Here is a 16,823-nt window from a genome sequence, read left to right on the forward strand (position 1 = left end):
AGAGAAGGGGCGGCGGACCGAAGTCCACCGCCCCTTTCCTTTTGTCTTTAGTCGAGGGCCTAGAAGTTGGCCCGGACAGTCACACCGTAGAAGCGCGGCTCCTCGACGAAGCCGATGCGGCTACGCGCGCCGCCAGGACCACGCAGCGGCGTGTTCGCGGTGATACCTCGCGTAATCTCGTTCGTCAGGTTGGTACCCCACAGTTCGAACGTGAAGTGCTCGTCGGGCGTCGTGAAACCGACACGCGCATTCACCTTGAAGTAGTTTTCCTGATAGTCGAACGGCAGCTCCACGATCGCTCCCGAGGAGAGCCGTTCGAAGTGCTGGGTCGAGGTCCGGCGCTTGTCCGAATAGTTGAGATTGACGTTGGCGAGGAAGCCCCAACCGGTATCGAACAGCGGACCGTCGTAGGTCATGCCGGTGACAGCGGTGAACTTCGGCGCGTTGGTGAGCGGCTGGCCGCACAGCAGCGACACTGCTGCAATCACGTCAAGCGGAGCGCCCTTGTCGCAATCGTTGCCGTACTTGGCTTTCGCGTAGGTACCCGAGGCATTGATGCTGACGTAGTCGTCGACCTTGCCGAAGATTTCGACTTCGACGCCGCGCGACCGGGCATTGTCCACGTTGAAGGTGGTGAACTGAACCCCGGTAAACTCGAGCACCTGGAAGTCGCTCATATCCATCTGGAACAGCGCGACGTTGGCGTTGATCCGGCCGAAGGTACCCTTGAAGCCGATTTCGTAGGCATCGACCTTTTCCGAACGGAACCGCGGATCAGCATAGATCGGCGCGACGGGCGTGCCGGCAAGAAGACCGCCGATAACCGCGCCGCTATTGGCCAGGTTGGCCGCCGTCGGGTCAAGGTTGAAACCACCCGATTTGAAGCCGTGGCTGAAGCTGCCGTAGAGCATCGTATCGAGGGTCGGCTTCCACGTGACCTGGCCGGTATAGGTGATCTCGTCATCCTTGAACCGCAGGTCGAATTCACGCGGCAACGGAAGCAGGTTGCTTGCGAGGCCACCGCCCAACAGGGCCGGCGCCGTGAGCGTGACCGGAGCCGTGAAAGAGAAGCAGTTCAGGCCGACCAGGCCTGCCCGCAGCGGTGCCGGCACTGTTCCCAGGAGCGCGCCATTGACGCTCGCCTGGCAGGCGGGGTTGGAGGATTCAAGCTGATCGAAGGCGCCGTCCTTGCGCTCGTCGACATAGCGCGCGCCCAGCGTGATGCTGAGCGTATCGGTAATGTCGAACACGTTGTGCGTGAAGATCGAGAACGAACGTGCTTCCTGCGTGAACAGGTTGACCGCATAGCCGCCGTTCGCATTGACCGGGACACCGCCGTTGCCGAGCGCCGTCAAGGTGAAAAGCGGGTTGACCCCTGCCACGGCGCCGAAGTTGCCGGCGCTGACCGCCCGCTGGAAGTCCGGGCCAAGCGTCAGCACGCCCTGCGCATCGATGTCTTCATCGCTGTAATAGGCACCAATGAGCCAGTCGAGCGCGCCATCGAAGGCTTCACCCTGAAAACGCAGTTCGTGCGTCATCGTCTTGATGAAGTCGCCGTTCTTCGGCAGGCCCGGTAGCGAAGCCGCGCCGCCGCGGCCGGCAGTGAAGACGTTGAGCGAGACAAAGTCCGATTCCTGCACCGACTCCGATTCGAAATCGCGATAGGAAGCGATGTAGGTCATCTGGGCCGCGCCAAGATCCCATTTCAGCTCGCCGGAAATGCCCCACTGCTTTGAAGTGTTGACGAAGAGCTGGGAATTGGTGTCGAGATCCTCAAGCGCGTCAAAGCCGTTGGGCCCCACACCGTCATTGGCCAGTCCATGGAAGGCGAAGAACGGCTGGAGCTCGGTTTCCCGAATGATCACCGCATCGCAGCAGTTTTCATCGACTTCCGAATAATCGCCGAGAATACGGATGCTGACGTCAGCAGACGGTTCGGCATAGAGCTGGCCGCGCAGCATGAAGCGGTCACGATTGTTGCTTTCGGCGCCGGTCACACTCTTCAGGTAACCGTCGCGTTTACGGTAGGAGCCCGAGAAGCGGACGGCGGCCACATCCTGCACCACCGGCACACCGATACCAGCCTGGACATTCATGAAGTCGTAATTGCCATAGGTCGCGTTTGCGAAACCTTCGACGATGTCGAGGCTCGGACGCTTGGTGGTAATGTTGAGCGCACCAGCCGAGGTGTTGCGACCGAACAGCGTGCCCTGCGGGCCACGCAGCACTTCGAGCCGCTCGAGGTCCATCAGGTCGCCCAGCGCGACGCCGGGGCGCGACTGGTAGACACCGTCGATGAAGACGCCGACCGAGCTTTCGAGACCGGTGTTGTTGCCCGTCGTACCAACGCCGCGGATCTTGATCGAGGTTCCCTGGGTTTCGGTCTGCGACGATTGAATGTTGAAGCTCGGCGAAATCGAGGACAGCGACTTGATGTCCGAGATCCCCTGGCGCTCCAGTTGTTCGGGCTGAACCGCGGTGACAGCGATAGGAATATCCTGGACGTCGGCGGCGCGCAGGGTGGCCGTGACGATAATTACGTTATCGTCCGGCAGTACGCCGTCATCGGCTTCGTCATCCTGGGCGAACGCGGGCGTTGCCAGGAAACTGCTGGCCATGAGGCCGCACGCGAAGGTAGCGAGCTTACGATTCATTTTGGGGGGCTCCTCTCCAAAAACCCGATTATTGCGCGAAACATTTACCAGCCAGAAGGTTATTACAACAGGGGGGTTGCGCAACTGCGAGGCGGTTGATGCATTTTTGTCACAACGTAACGCCAAGGCTTTGGATGCCGTAACGTAAACTGACCGGTCAGGTCAGAGATGCTGCGCCCGCCAAGCGAATTCATCACTTCATCGGCCCGATTATCTCGTCTTATCAGTGCCACGAAACTGGGTTTCAAATTGCAATCATGACTCGCCTTACGGACGGCTCTGTGCTTGTTTGGCGGTATGGAAGATACCGCAAGACCCGCTACGCAGTCGGACCATGACGTGCTGATCGTCGGCGCCGGAATTTCCGGTATCGGAATGGCCGCACATCTCGGGATGAAGCTGCCCGACCTTACCTACACCATCCTCGAACGGCGTGACGACCTGGGCGGTACCTGGGACCTATTCCGTTATCCCGGCATCCGGACCGACAGCGACATGCACACCTTCGGCTACGAGTTCGAACCGTGGCGCAGCGAAAACCGGATCGTCAGCGCTCAGAACATAAAGGACTATCTCAACGGCGTCATCGACAAGCACGATATCCGCCGCCGCATTCAATATGGGCAGCACGTCGTCTCGGCTGACTTCCGCCACGAGGACGCCCGTTGGCACGTCGTGGTCGAGGCCGATGGCGTGCAGCGCAAGGTAACCGCCAACTGGCTGTTTCTCGGCACGGGTTATTACGATTACGACCAGGCATATGATGCGGGGTTCGACTTCTCGAACTTCGAAGGCGAGGTGCTTCATCCCCAATTCTGGCCCGACGATCTCGACTACGCTGGCAAGAATGTTGTCGTGGTCGGTTCGGGTGCGACGGCCATCACCATCGTCCCGGTAATGGCCCAGCAGGCAGCCAAGGTCACGATGCTGCAGCGGACGCCAACCTGGATCCGCAACATCCCTTCGCAGGACCGCATCGCCCGGTTCCTGCGCAAGATCCTGCCGGAGGATCTGGCTTACAAGATCATCCGCTGGCGCAACATTCGCCTCACGGATTTCATGATCAAGCGGTGCGAAACCCATCCGCAGCAGGTTGCCGAACATCTGACCAAGCGCGCCCAGGAAAGCTTGGGCGACAAGTACCGAGAGGCAGATTTCACCCCGCCCTATCGTCCGTGGGAGCAGCGCATGTGCTTCATTCCCGATGACGACCTGTTCGAGGCGATCAATCGCGGCAAGGCGGAGGTCGTAACCGATACGATCGACCGCTTCGAGGGGCGCGAGGTCGTGCTGAAATCGGGCAAGCGGGTGCCCGCCGACATCGTCGTGACCGCAACCGGATTGCAGCTCGCAATGGCCGGCAAAATCGCGCTCAGCGTGGAAGGCGAGCAGGTCAATTTCCGTGACCACTTCTATTACAAGGGGTGCATGTTCTCGAACATTCCCAACTTCTCGACTTTCTTCGGCTACACCAATGCCAGTTGGACGCTGCGGGTCGACGTGGTGGGCAACTACATCTGCAGGTTATTCGCGCATATGAAAGCTACAGGGGCCGAGATCGCGACGCCCTATTTGCCGGCAGATCACAGGATGGAGAGGGAGGAATTCTTCAACCTCTCCTCGAACTACATCAAGCGTTCGCTCGACATGCTGCCCAGCAACGGCCCGGTCTGGCCCTGGCAATTGGGCATGGATTATCTCGAAGACCGCAAGGTCATGCGCGCCACCCCGGTCGTCGACGGCGTGCTGCGGTTCGAGAATGCCCATTCCGAAGAACGGCGCCAAGCTGCGGAGTAGCGCGCGGCGCGATCCTGCCTTAAGGCTTGCGGCATGAGCGCAACGGATAAAGTCTGGACCGCCGGGCTCGTCGTTATCGGCGACGAGATTCTGTCGGGACGTACGCATGACAAGAACATCGCACAGGTCGCAAGTTGGCTGCAGGTCCAGGGCATTCGCCTGTCCGAAGTGCGTGTCGTGCCCGATGTCGAAGCGCGCATCGCTGAAGCGGTGAACGCATTGCGAGAAGCCTACGACTATCTCTTCACCACCGGCGGGATCGGCCCGACCCATGACGACATTACGGTCGATGCCGTAGCCAGGGCGCTGTGTGTGCCGGTCGTGATCCACCCCGAAGCGCGCGCCATGCTGGAGCGCTACTACGCCAGCCGCGACATGACGCTGACGGAGGCGAGGCTGCGCATGGCGCGGGTGCCGGAAGGCGCCGAACTCATCCCCAACCGGATGTCGGGTGCGCCGGGGATCAAGCTGGGCAACCTCCACCTGATGGCGGGGGTGCCGCATATCACCGCCGGCATGCTCGACGCGCTGACCGGAACGCTCGAGGGCGGCGCGCCGTTGCTCAGCGAGACGGTGGGCTGCTGGACCGCCGAAAGCGAGGTCGCCGATATCTTGCGCGAAGTCGAGAAAGCGCACGAGAACTGCCAGATCGGCAGCTACCCCTTCTTCCGCGACGGCAAGGTCGGGGCCAATTTTGTGGTCCGCTCGACCGCGGCGGACGACCTCGCGAGTTGTATCGACACGCTATGCGAGGCGCTCGGCGAAGCCGGGGTCGATTTCACTCCCGGCGGGATCTGATCCAAACTTCGCAAGCGCCCGATTTACGCTTCATTCGGCGTGATTTGCTCCTATGCTGGATCGGAGCTGAGGGGGCGCAATGGAAATCCTGCTGATCATGGCGCTTGGCGGCGCGGTTATCTGGTTGAAAAATCGGGTCGACCAGCTCGAGCAGCGCGTTTCCCAGTTTGAGGCTGACGGCGCTTCGGCGGCATCCCCGCCGGAGGTAAGTGCTCCCTTGCCGACGACTGAATCCGTGAAGCCGGCCACGCCCAGCGTCCCGCTGGTCAGGCGAGAGCAGGAGAGTACGACCGGCGCTACCGCGACGCCCGAGCCTCAGGCCGAGGCCTCACCGACGCCCGCCCAGGCGGATATCAAAGGTGTCGCCGAGCGGTTTTCACTTCCGCGTATCCAGTTCGATTTCGAGGACATTTTCGGTCGTCGCCTGCCGATCTGGGCAGGCGGGGTAACTTTGGCGGTCGCGGGCGTATTCCTGGTACGATATTCCATCGAATCCGGGCTCCTTACGCCTGCCGTCCGCGTGGCATTGGCGTTCCTGTTCGGGCTCGGCCTCCTGGGCGGGGCGGAATGGGCCTATCGCAACGAAGCGAGGATCGAGGACGAACGCGTCCGTCAGGCGCTCGCAGGCGCAGGTCTCGCGACCCTCTACGCCGCCTTCTACCTTGCCGGTTCGCAATATGGCCTCATCGGCCAGACGGCGGCGTTCGTGGGCCTTGCTTTGGTGACTGCCGGAGCGATCGCACTGTCCTATCGCTTCGGCCTGCCATCCGCGGTCCTGGGATTGGTTGGCGGCTTCGCAGCGCCTGCGTTGGTCGGGGGAGACGAAGCCAACCTCCCCTTGCTCGCCCTCTACCTCGGCCTCGTGACAGCCGGGTTGACCTACACCGGGCAGCGGCAGCAGCGCCCTTGGCTGTCGATCGCAGCGCTCGTGTTCGGTCTCGGATGGGGCGCGCTGCTGTTGCTTTCGGACGATCCGGGCGTCGCCGAGCTACTCGCACTCGGGCTCTATTTCATTGTCCTAGGGGCGGTGCTTCCGACCATGCTGGGCGGCCAGACGTTCGAGCGCCCGCTGCGCCTCGCCTCGGCGTTCGTTGCCAGCGTCCAACTGGCGCTGTTGGTCGACCAAGGCGGATACGCGCCCCTGGCCTGGGGGCTCTACCTGCTGCTCGGTGCAACCCTCGGCTATTTCGCCTGGCGCGATGCACGCTTGCGCGAAAGCAGCGCGATCGCCGCCGTGGTCGGCATCCTGCTGCTGGCACAATGGGAGATAGAAGCTGTCCCCACCGCCTTCGCGCTGGTCGGGGTCGGACTGGCGGCGGTTTTTGCAGCGATCCCGCTGGCCCACATCTGGCGGCGCGACGAGCGGATGGTCGACTGGTTGCAACTGGCCGGCGTCCCACTTGGCATTGCGGCGGTCGCCTATGGCACCTTCGGCAGCTTCGATGCGGACCTGTTCGAACCGAGGCTCGCCCTCGCTACCGCGACACTGGCGGTGTTGCCGGCGCTGGGGGCGTGGCGTCTGTGGCAAGGCGATCGCGCGATTGCGACCGTCACCCTGCTTGGCTCTGCCGGCCTGCTGGCTTTTGCCGCGCTGCTGATGGCGACCCCGGGATGGATTGCGGTCGCGATGGCGGCACTGGTATTCTTCGCGCTCTTCGGCTTGGTCAGGGATCGCGAGGATCGCCATTACAGCGTGCTCCTGTGGAGTTTCGCCGTGCTCTCGCTCCTCGCACTGGCCCTTGGCATGCCGTCGGAATCCGAACTCGCACGTTTGGGCGGCGAGGGTTGGACCGATGATCGCGTGCGACCCCTGATCCGCTGGATTTCGGCAACGCTGCCCTTTCTCGCACTGGCCTGGCGCGAGAGTTCGACCGAATCCCGCCGCGTGGGCGAAGCTCTGGCGGCCCTGCTCGCCTACGGAGCGCTGGCACAGATGCTGCCGTCCGATGCGCTGGCCTGGACCGTGGCCCTCGCAGCGATCGCGGTATTCTATCGGCTGCGTGACCGCATGGTCGCCCAGTGGGTCTTTCTCGCCATCGCTGGCCTCTGGGCACTGGCACCGTTTTTCGAATGGCTCGCGGCAGGGGCCGAGGCGATTGTCGGCGATCCGCTCTTGATCGATCGGCTGCCCAGCCTGCGCGCTGCACTGCTCCATATTGCGCCCGTCGGCGCGGCATTGGCGGTGACAGGGTTGCCTGGCGTCAAGGATAACAGCCGACTGGTCGATGGCCGCCTGCTGGCCGCGCCGGTGGCGCTGGTCGTCGCGCATATCCTCTTCAAGCAGGTCTTCGCCATCGCCGATCTCACCCAGTTCGTCAGCCAAGGACTGTTGGAACGGACCTTGTGGGAGGCGCTGCTGCTCGGCACCGGCTGGCTGGTTCTGAGAGGTGCCGGACCGCTCAAGCCGCAGCCGCTGCTCGCTGGGAGTCTGGCGGCAATGGCGCTCGCCCACGCTGCCTGGTTCAGTGGTCTGGTCCACAGCCCGCTACTGGACCGCCAGGCGATCGGCCCCGCCCCGCTGGCGAATCTTGCCCTGGCGGCGACCGTCGTCGCTGCGCTAGCGGCCGTGATGCTGCGCCAGCTCGCTATCGAGCGTTTCCGGCCGATCTTCGATGGCATCATCATGATCGTGATCAGCATCGGCGCGATCGTCCTGCTGCGTCAGGCCTTCGGCGGCAGCATCCCGGTAGATGTGCCGCTCGGCCAGACCGAAGACCTGTTGCGTTCGCTTCTCGGGATCTTGCTCGCCCTCGCCTTCCTGTTCGTTGGCAGCAAGCGCGGCGAGCGCAGCTGGCGGATCGGGTCGTTGGTGCTGATGCTGCTGGCGGTAGCAAAGGTCTTCCTGTTCGACACGGCGGGCCTCGAAGGACTGCTCAGGATCGCCAGTTTCATGGCACTGGGTTTCAGCCTGATCGGGATAGGGTGGTTCTATAGCCGTCAGCTGCGCACCACCGAGCCGCAGTAACGCAAGGCATCAAGGCGCTGAAAAGAGGCTAGAAAACTTGTAAAACGAGGTCTTAACCTCTGTGCGCTATGCCCTTGCGCGATGACACAGGTGTATATCACGATCGATACCGAATATTCTTCGGGCCTGATGACTTCGCCCTGTCCGGTCGACCGGGCGGAAAACTTTGCGCGCTCGATCGCCTGCATCACCCCCGATGGACCCGCTGGGATCACCCATAAGCTCGACCTGCTTGGCAGGTACGGCCAGAAGGCCGTGTTCTTCGTTGATCCCATGCCTGCGCTGATCTGGGGTGTTGCCGCCATCGAAGACATCGTCGGGCCGATCATCGAAGCCGGTCAGGACGTTCAGCTCCACCTGCATACCGAATGGCTCGAGCTAGCGGGTCCAGCCAACCACCTGGGCACCAGGACCGGGCTCAATCTCGCCGACTTCAACTTCGACGAGCAGTGCCAGCTGCTCGCTTACGCCCGCGAAACGCTGATCGCAGCAGGCGCACCGGACCCGGTCGCCTTTCGTGCCGGAAACTACGGTGCCAATGACGACACGCTGCGCGCGCTAGCGGCACTTGGCTTGCGCTACGACACCAGCCATTGTCCGGGCATCGCCGACGGGCACTGCCGGATTTCGCTCGGCCGGGACGTCCGCGACCCCGTGCTCTACAAAGGCGTGATAGAGGTTCCAGTGGGCAGTATCGGGACCACCGACGGGGGCCAGCGCCACGCCCAGATTACCGCGCTCTCACGGCGGGAAATGATCGCTGCGGTCCGGCATGCGCGCGATCACGGGCAGAGCTGCTTCACTTTCGTGTCGCATAGTTTCGAACTCATCAACCGGCGCAAGCTGGCGGTGAACAGGATCGTGCGCCGCCGGTTCGAGGGGCTGTGCCGAGATCTCGCCGCACTCCGCGGGGTCGAGACCGCGAACTATCGCGACAACCCGCCGCTGTTTACCGGTAGCGGCCCAAGCATAGAGCCGCTCCCGCCGAGCACCATCCGCACCGGGCTGCGGCACGCCGAACAGATCGTTTCGAACACGCTTTACGGCGCGCTGTGACCCTCACGCCTGCCTCGATCGACTTCACCGTCGGCTCGCGGCGCTTGCTCGCGGTACCGCGCCGATTGGAAACCGTCTGCTTCTCGCTCGAGGATATTCTCGCTGGTCGATTGCCCAAGGCTTGCGACCGTCAGGAGGGTGATGGATTTCGTGTTCTGTCGGCGCCGCAGGAAAGGATTGGGGAACTTCTCCGGCACTTTCCCGATCACGTGATGGGCGGGCGGCAGGACTATCCCCGTCACTACATCGACATGTCCGGCAGCTACGAAGACTATCTCGGGCAATTCTCGGGCAAGACACGCTCGACGCTGCGCCGCAAGCAGCGCAAGCTGGCCGATGCGTGCGACGGGGCATGTCGAGTGAGCGCTCACCGGACCGTGGCGGAGGTCGAGGATTTCCTGAAAGCCGCCTTGCCGCTGTCGGCCATGACCTACCAGGCCCGGCTGCTCGATGCCGGCTTGCCCGATACGCCCCGGGCGCGAGAACGCCTGCTCGAACAAGCGGAGCAGGATCGCCTGCGCTGCTTCCTCCTCCGCGCCGGTGATACGCCGATCGCTTATCTGGCATTGCCGATCGATGGCCAGACGCTGGTCTATGCCTGGCTCGGCTATCAGCCGGAGTGGGCGCGGCTCTCACCGGGCACAGTGCTGCAGATGGAGGCGCTCGAGCAACTGTTCGCGGAGGCGCGCTATCGCTGGTTCGACTTCACCGAAGGCGACGGTGCTCACAAGGCGATGTTCGGGACCGCGAGCGTAGAATGCGCCAGTTTCGTGCTGCTGGAAAAGACGCTCGCCAACCGCGCGCTCTTGGGCGCACGCGACGGGTTCGACGCGGCGGTTGCGGGGGCGAAGTCAATCGCCGAGCGTAGCGGCGCACTGGCCCGGGTGCGGACATTGCTCCGGGCCTAGTCCCGCTCGTCAGGCGGCGTTGTGGATGTCTCGCGCTGATGCACGAGAACGAGAAAGGCCGCCGGATCGCTCCGACGGCCTTACTTATCTTATGAGTCGATGAAGCGAGGCTTATGCGCCCTCGACTTCACCCAGGTCGACCTTGAGGCCCGGGCCCATCGACGAGGTCACGGTGACTTTGCGGACGTATTTGCCCTTGGCGCCCGACGGCTTGGCCTTCACGACCGCTTCGGTCAGCGCCTTGAAGTTGGCCTTCAGGTCCTCATCCTTGAACGAGAGCTTGCCGATCCCGCTGTGGATGATGCCCTGCTTCTCCACGCGGAATTCGACCTGGCCGCCCTTGGCGTCCTTGACGGCCTGTTCCACGTTCGGGGTGACCGTGCCGAGCTTCGGGTTCGGCATCAGGCCCTTGGGGCCAAGCACCTTACCGAGGCGGCCGACGACGCCCATCATGTCGGGGGTCGCGATAACGCGGTCGTAATCGAGATTGCCGGCCTGCATGTCTTCCATCAGGTCTTCGGCACCAACCTTGTCGGCACCAGCGGCGAGAGCCTTGTCGGCATTGTCGCCCTTGGCGAACACAGCGACACGGACTTCCTTGCCGGTACCCGAAGGCAGCGACACCATGCCGCGAACCATCTGGTCCGCGTGACGCGGGTCGACGCCGAGGTTCATCGCGACTTCGACGGTCTCGTCGAACTTCGCCTTGTGCTCACGCAACGTCGCGATCGCTTCGTCTACGGTGTAGAGCTTTTCGCGGTCCAGCTTGGCCACGACCTGCTGCTTCTTGGTCTGCTTTGCCATGATCTTAGCCCTCCACCACGTCGAGGCCCATCGAACGGGCGGAGCCCTCGATGATGCGGGTCGCCATTTCGATGTTGTTGGCGTTGAGATCCTTCATCTTCATCTCGGCGATTTCGGCGAGCGCCGAACGCTTGATGGTTCCGGCCGAAACCTTGCCCGGCTCCTTCGAACCCGACTTCAGCTTGGCGGCCTTCTTGATCAGGAAGGTCGCCGGCGGAGTCTTGGTGACGAAGGTGAACGAGCGGTCGGCATAAACCGTGATGATGGTCGGAATCGGCATGCCCTTTTCCATGCTGTCGGTCGCAGCATTAAAGGCCTTGCAGAATTCCATGATGTTGACGCCGCGCTGGCCCAGTGCCGGGCCGATCGGGGGCGACGGATTGGCGATGCCCGCAGGCACCTGCAGCTTGATATAGCCGTCGATTTTCTTGGCCATGAATGGCCTCCTTTCTCACTGTCGCCGCACCTGCTTCCAGTTGCGGCTCATGGTAAGCGGTCAAGCGGCACACCGGGGTGCACCTCCCGCACGGTTTCCCAATTGGTGGATTGAGAAGGCGCGCACATAGCGTTTTCGTAGAGGAATGCAAGCGATTCGCCGATCATGGTTGGCCCGTCCGAGGCACATCTGTGATAGACTTCGGCGCATGACCGATCGCAACCATCTGCTCGCACGCATGTCGGCATTCCTCGCCGCTCTTGCGATATCGGCCCAGGCCGCTCCAGCCGTCGCTCAAAGCGACAAGGATGAACAGGCCCTGCCACCTTCGCAAGTGCGCGAGTTGCCCCCTGCCCACTTCGACGAGACCTTGGCGATAGGAGGCGAGGAGATCGACGCCCGCAAGGTCAGCAGCCGGATGACGGTCGAAGTCAAGGTCAATGGCGAAGGGCCTTACAAGTTCGTGGTCGATAGCGGGGCCGACACTTCGGTGGTCGGCGAGAGAATTGCCGCACGACTTGGACTCCCCGATGCCCAGCCGGTCATGCTGCAGACGATGACCGAACGAAAGGTGGTCGATCGCGTTGAGGTCGATTCTCTCAAACTAGGGCCCACGACGACCACCGATCTCCTGCTTCCCGTGCTCGATGAACGCAATATCGGCGCCGAGGGGATGATCGGCCTCGACGCGCTGGTGCGGCAACGGCTTATGCTCGATTTCGACAAGCGAATCATTACCGTCGAAGATGGCTTGGTCCCCGCGATCGTCAGGCCGAACGAGATCGTGGTAACGGCGCGATTGAAGCGCGGGCAACTGATCCTGACCGAAGTCCGCGCACTCGGGCAGAAGGTCGAAGCGGTCATCGATACCGGGACCGAGGTCACTATCGGCAATCTCGCTCTACGGGATAAACTTAGAAGGCGTCACGCCAAGTCTTTCAAGACGATCGAGATCTATGGAGTGACAGGGGCAACCGCTACGCTCGATTTTGCAATCGTACCCTTGCTCAAATTGGGACCTGTGACCTTTCAGAATGTTCCGATAGCCTTTGCCGATGTGTCGCCATTCGAGTTGTTCGGTCTCGCCGAAAAACCCGCACTCCTGCTTGGAACCGACCTGATGGAGACCTTCCGCCGAGTTTCACTCGATTTTCACGAGCGCAAGGTCCGTTTCCAGCTTAAGAGATGCAGGGCGCGCGCCACCATGATCCGGACCACCACCCATGTCACGCGGCTGGGTTCGGATACTGACACAGCGTGCGATCGCTAGCAGCCGTGCGAACCTGAATAACCGAGAAGCGGGGAGGAACTCGCCTCCCCGCCGATTAGATCATGCTCAAACCTGCGAGCTAGAACTTCTTGCGCAACTCCACATGGAAAACGCGGCCGCGCGCTGAATGTAGTTCGCTGAAATAGCCGAACTGCTCATCCGCCAGCGGTGGGTCCTTATCGAACAAGTTGTTGATTGCGAAACGCAACCTAGTCCCATCAAGCGGCGTATCGTTATTGATCGAGTAGCTGATCGAGAAATTCGTCGTGAACCAATCGCTCACCCGATAGAAGTTCCCGTTCGGATCGTCGGTGTCGAGCAGTACGTCGCGCGTGACGCTGGTATCCCAGACCTCGCCGACATACTGGCCGAACAGACCGATATCGACTGGGCCACTTTCCCAATTGACCGACCCGCTGACGCGCCACTTTGGACGCCCTTCGATTTCGAGCAATTCACCGAGACCCCCGATGGTCACATCCGGCGGCAAAGCGCCGGCTGCAATTCCTTCGAGCAGTTCCTGACTGTCCGGCCCTGCAGACTGGATGAAGCTCTTCAGCCTGGCTGCATTGAGCCGCAAACGGAAATCACCGAGTCCGAAATCCGGGACCGCATAGAACAAGCCGAAATCCCAGCCCTTCGATATACGGCTGTCGAGGTTCAGATAGGGGTCGAGAACGCGGACAATCGTTCCCGCTGGCGCGAGGCTGGTACCGGCAAAGAGCGCCAACTCGTCCGCGGTGGGATCGTTGCGAATGACGTTCGGGTTGGTACTGCCGTTGAGGCGCCGCAACAGGTCGAGCGCGATGGCGTTGTCGTCCCCAAAGGTCCCTACGAGGCCGCGTTGTTCGACCCGCCAATAATCCGCCGTCAATGTGAGGCCTGGAAGAAATTCGGGTTCGAGCACGATGCCGAGGTTGATGCTCTCGCTGTCCTCGGGAACGAGGTTCTCGGTCCCCGAACGGAAGCTGACCGTGCTCTGGCCGGCGCAGGCACCGAGATTGGCGATGACATTCTTTTCGACCTGCGCCTGGCAGATAACGAAGTCGTCGCGCGTGTTGACGCGAGTCGTACCCTCGTCATTGACCTGCACCAGGTTTGGTGCGCGGAAACCTTCGGACCAGGCTCCACGGAAGGTCACCCCAGGGATTGTTGTCCAGGATACGGCGACGCGCGGGACCATCGCGGTCTCGTCGATGTCCGTGAAGCGCTCGATGCGCCCAGCCAGTTGGACATTCAATTCTTCGACCAGCGGAATATCCATGTCCGGACCAACGAGTGGCACGAAGATTTCGGCGTGCGCTGAGTAGACTTCCCGGTTGCCGCTCGTATCCGGCGACGGACTTGTGCCGACTACATCGCTGCCGATGAACTCACCTGTGATGCTGTCGGTAAAGGTGATGGTCCCATCGAGGCGCGGGTCGCGATCATCATAGAAGCTTTCACGCCGCCATTCGACACCAGCCGCGATACCGAGATTGCCGCCAGGAAGTTCGAACAGGTCGTCACGGCTAACTTTGAAATCGGCAAGCGCAAGACTGGTGCCCCCCTTGCGGAAGACATCGACCCGGATCGAGTCGAGGACCGCCTCGGAGTTTGGCGTACAATCGCCTTCGCCAGGATCACCGAGGCACCCTCCATTGAAAGGGTTGTAGGCGTCCGGCGTGGTCCGATTGATGGCGTTCTGCGCCAACGTCATCGAGACGCGGTTGCGAGCAAGGTCGACCAGATCGGCTTCGGAATAGAGAAAGCCGGTATCAAAATCCCACTCTCCAAAGCTGCCCTTCAATCCCGCCACCAGGCGATAGGTGTCCTTGTCGACTGAAACATCACGGCTGCCGACATCGACGAAACGGTAGCGTTCCAGATCAATATCGGCCCCACCGGCAGCAATTGTAATCCCCGGAGCAGTCAGACGGTTCGGGCTTCCGATGGGTCCGAATGGATTCCAGTACGCATTGCGAGAGATGCGGAACGGGGTAGCCCCTAGGATCGCCGAGGCTTCATTATTCCTGCGACTTTCCGAGCGATAGAAACTGCCTTCGAAATAGAATTCCAGGTTGTCAGTCAACTCGTAGCTCAGCAGGGCCAGCGCGTTGTAGCGATTCTTTTCACTGATCAGCGTACCGTCAAAATTCTGATTGTAGCGCACAGCGGTTGTGGGAGTGGTGCCGTTGCGGGCACAGATTCCATTGCCGAAGTCCAATCGGCAGCCCGGGAAGGTGCTCGGCTGGAGGTAGAAATCGTCGTCGCCAATCGGCGTACGCGGATTGGTGCTAGAGACACCGATAATGTCAAATTGCCCGAACGGCCCGAATGTGTTGCGGTTGTTGAATGACGCATCACCTTCGAAATCGGTCCCCTCGACCAGCGGCAGGCGATTCTCATCGGCAGCGTATTCTCGCTCCTCGGTACCCATGCCATTCTCGTGGAAGTAGCTGCCGTAAACGGTGATGTTGCCGCGCCCACCGCCAAAATTGAACCCGTACCCACCACTGAGCGTGTAGCTGTAGAGACCGGTGCCATCGGACATGCGGTAATCGCCCTCGACAAAGCCGCCGGTCATGCCTCCCTTGAGCACGGTGTTGATCACACCCGCGACCGCGTCAGCCCCATAGATGGCCGAAGCACCGTCGCGCAGGATCTCGACGCGCCTGATGCTGCCGGGCGCGATTTCGTTGGTGTCGGACGATACGACTGGGACTAGCAGTTCTGTCTGGAAGCCGGGATGAAGCGTCATACGCCGCCCATTTATCAAGAGCAGCGTGTTGCCGGTGCCGAGGTCGCGGAGGTTGATCGAACCGACGTCGCCGCGTGCGCTGTTTTGCGTCGTCGCATTCTGTTCGTTGAAGGCTACCGTACCTGCTTGCGGGATGGCGCGGAACAGTTCGTCGCCTGAAGCGGCTCCTGTGTTTTCGATCGCCGTTTCGTCGAGCACTGTAACCGGCAACACATCGTTGATCTGTGCACCCTGGATCTGGGTACCGATCACGACGATCTCTGGGCCCTGATCCGGTGCTTCCTCATTCGACTGGACCGCCGTATCCTGAGCGAAAGCTGTGCCGTGTGCGATCGCGGCGACCGCAGCAGTGGCCAATAGCGACTTATAGCGAATGGAAACTCGCGACATTTCATCCCCCCATCAGGCGACCCTTCCTTCGAATATGCTCCCTTTCGCGCAATTCGGGCTATAGTTTCGGTTAGAGGAGTACCGAAAAATTAATACGGACGCCTGCACTTGACATTTCGGGGAATTTGTAGCGCGAGGGAGCCATCGCGCGGGGCCCAGCAACACTGCGAAGTTCGTTCTTCCTGAATAACTGTCGGAATATCCGATGCTTAATTTAACGCCGGAATCGCGAAAGCTACCCAGGGGGGATGCGCCAATGACCACGACCATCGAGCAGTATCAGATGCAACCCCCTGAACTACAGGGCATGGGTTGGGGCCGCTTCCTTCTGCAGATCCTTAGCGTCGGGATTGTCTATATCGCTGCCTCGGTGCCGCCAATCGTGATCCTGGGTCAGGGTTCGAATGGTATCCTGGCGTCGGTCGCCACAAGCATGCTTGGGGCGCTGGTAGTTGCGTGGTTCTGGCTCCGCCGCGACGGAACCTTGACCGAAGCCTGGATCCTCGCGCGCCCGGCAAGCTGGCCCAAGACGCTGCTTATGGCCCTCGGTACCACCATCGCAATCATCCTATGGTTCTCGCTTGGCGCCATGCTGGTCGAGGCGCTGGGCTTCAACGCACCCGAAGTACAGATGGTCCTCGACTTCGTGGTCGAGAGCCCGCTGTCCTTCGTCCTGTGGATCGTGGTCGTCGCCTGGCTCGCTGCAGGTTTGGGCGAGGAGCTGCTGTGGCGCGGATTCCTGTTCGACCGGCTCAACCGGCTGGCCGGGATTAAGGGTCGGATCTGGCTGGCACTTCTGATCCAGGCGGCAGCCTTCGGCCTCCCGCATATCTACCAGGGCATGGGGGGCGTTCTCATCACCGGAGTGGTGGGGTTGTTCCTGGGATGGGTGCGGATCAAATCGAGCTGGAGCCTGTTGCCATGCGTCCTGGCCCATGCCGCAGTCGATACGGTAATGATGAGCCTCGCCTATGCGCAAAAGCTCGAGTGGATCGCGTTCTGACC

The 16,823-nt window shown here is 61.6% G+C and carries 11 protein-coding genes; 7 read left to right on the top strand and 4 right to left on the bottom strand.

All coding sequences use genetic code 11. The features are described from left to right. Positions 1-59 precede the first annotated feature (59 nt). Complete coding sequence (locus P7228_RS03960) at positions 60-2,654, bottom strand: TonB-dependent receptor (protein WP_278016917.1); 2,595 nt, start codon at positions 2,652-2,654, stop codon at positions 60-62. Between the two features lie 297 nt (positions 2,655-2,951). On the opposite strand from P7228_RS03960, the gene P7228_RS03965 reads away from it, so the two are divergent. The 5 genes from P7228_RS03965 to P7228_RS03985 all read left to right on the top strand — a co-directional run bounded on the left by P7228_RS03965 (position 2,952) and on the right by P7228_RS03985 (position 10,178). Then, entirely contained in the window at positions 2,952-4,451 is a 1,500-nt protein-coding gene (locus P7228_RS03965; protein ID WP_278016918.1) for a flavin-containing monooxygenase, read from the top strand. Positions 4,452-4,484: 33 nt separating this feature from the next. Then, positions 4,485-5,249, top strand: a complete 765-nt coding sequence (locus P7228_RS03970) for a competence/damage-inducible protein A (protein WP_278016919.1) — start codon at positions 4,485-4,487, stop codon at positions 5,247-5,249. 79 nt (positions 5,250-5,328) lie between these two features. Further along, positions 5,329-8,214: a DUF2339 domain-containing protein gene (locus tag P7228_RS03975; RefSeq protein WP_278016920.1), complete on the top strand. Its 2,886-nt coding sequence runs from the start codon at positions 5,329-5,331 to the stop codon at positions 8,212-8,214. Between the two features lie 81 nt (positions 8,215-8,295). Beyond that, positions 8,296-9,270 carry a polysaccharide deacetylase family protein gene (locus P7228_RS03980; RefSeq protein WP_278016921.1) on the top strand — a complete coding sequence of 325 codons (975 nt, stop codon included), beginning with the start codon at positions 8,296-8,298 and terminating at the stop codon, positions 9,268-9,270. Continuing rightward, a complete protein-coding gene (locus tag P7228_RS03985) occupies positions 9,267-10,178 on the top strand; it encodes a GNAT family N-acetyltransferase (protein ID WP_278016922.1) in 912 nt (303 codons plus the stop codon). Before P7228_RS03980 ends, P7228_RS03985 begins: the two co-directional genes overlap by 4 nt. A 111-nt stretch (positions 10,179-10,289) precedes the next feature. Here the strand turns inward: P7228_RS03985 and rplA are convergent, their stop codons facing one another. Both rplA and rplK read right to left on the bottom strand, forming a co-directional pair. Next, positions 10,290-10,982: a 50S ribosomal protein L1 gene (gene rplA, locus P7228_RS03990; protein ID WP_278016923.1), complete on the bottom strand. Its 693-nt coding sequence runs from the start codon at positions 10,980-10,982 to the stop codon at positions 10,290-10,292. 4 nt (positions 10,983-10,986) lie between these two features. Further along, positions 10,987-11,418, bottom strand: coding sequence for a 50S ribosomal protein L11 (gene rplK / locus P7228_RS03995; RefSeq protein WP_278016924.1), 432 nt, complete (start codon positions 11,416-11,418; stop codon positions 10,987-10,989). Positions 11,419-11,626: 208 nt separating this feature from the next. Here rplK and P7228_RS04000 point away from each other — a divergent pair, with 208 nt between their 5' ends. Next, a complete protein-coding gene (locus tag P7228_RS04000) occupies positions 11,627-12,688 on the top strand; it encodes a retroviral-like aspartic protease family protein (RefSeq protein ID WP_278016925.1) in 1,062 nt (353 codons plus the stop codon). 79 nt (positions 12,689-12,767) lie between these two features. Here the strand turns inward: P7228_RS04000 and P7228_RS04005 are convergent, their stop codons facing one another. Next, complete coding sequence (locus tag P7228_RS04005) at positions 12,768-15,818, bottom strand: TonB-dependent receptor domain-containing protein (protein WP_278016926.1); 3,051 nt, start codon at positions 15,816-15,818, stop codon at positions 12,768-12,770. A gap of 256 nt (positions 15,819-16,074) precedes the next feature. On the opposite strand from P7228_RS04005, the gene P7228_RS04010 reads away from it, so the two are divergent. Next, positions 16,075-16,821 (top strand): CPBP family intramembrane glutamic endopeptidase, encoded by a 747-nt coding sequence (locus P7228_RS04010; protein ID WP_278016927.1) that lies wholly within the window; start codon positions 16,075-16,077, stop codon positions 16,819-16,821. Positions 16,822-16,823: the final 2 nt, after the last annotated feature.

Origin of the sequence: Altererythrobacter sp. CAU 1644 (genome assembly GCF_029623755.1) — a bacterium.
Classification (GTDB): domain Bacteria; phylum Pseudomonadota; class Alphaproteobacteria; order Sphingomonadales; family Sphingomonadaceae; genus Erythrobacter; species Erythrobacter arenosus.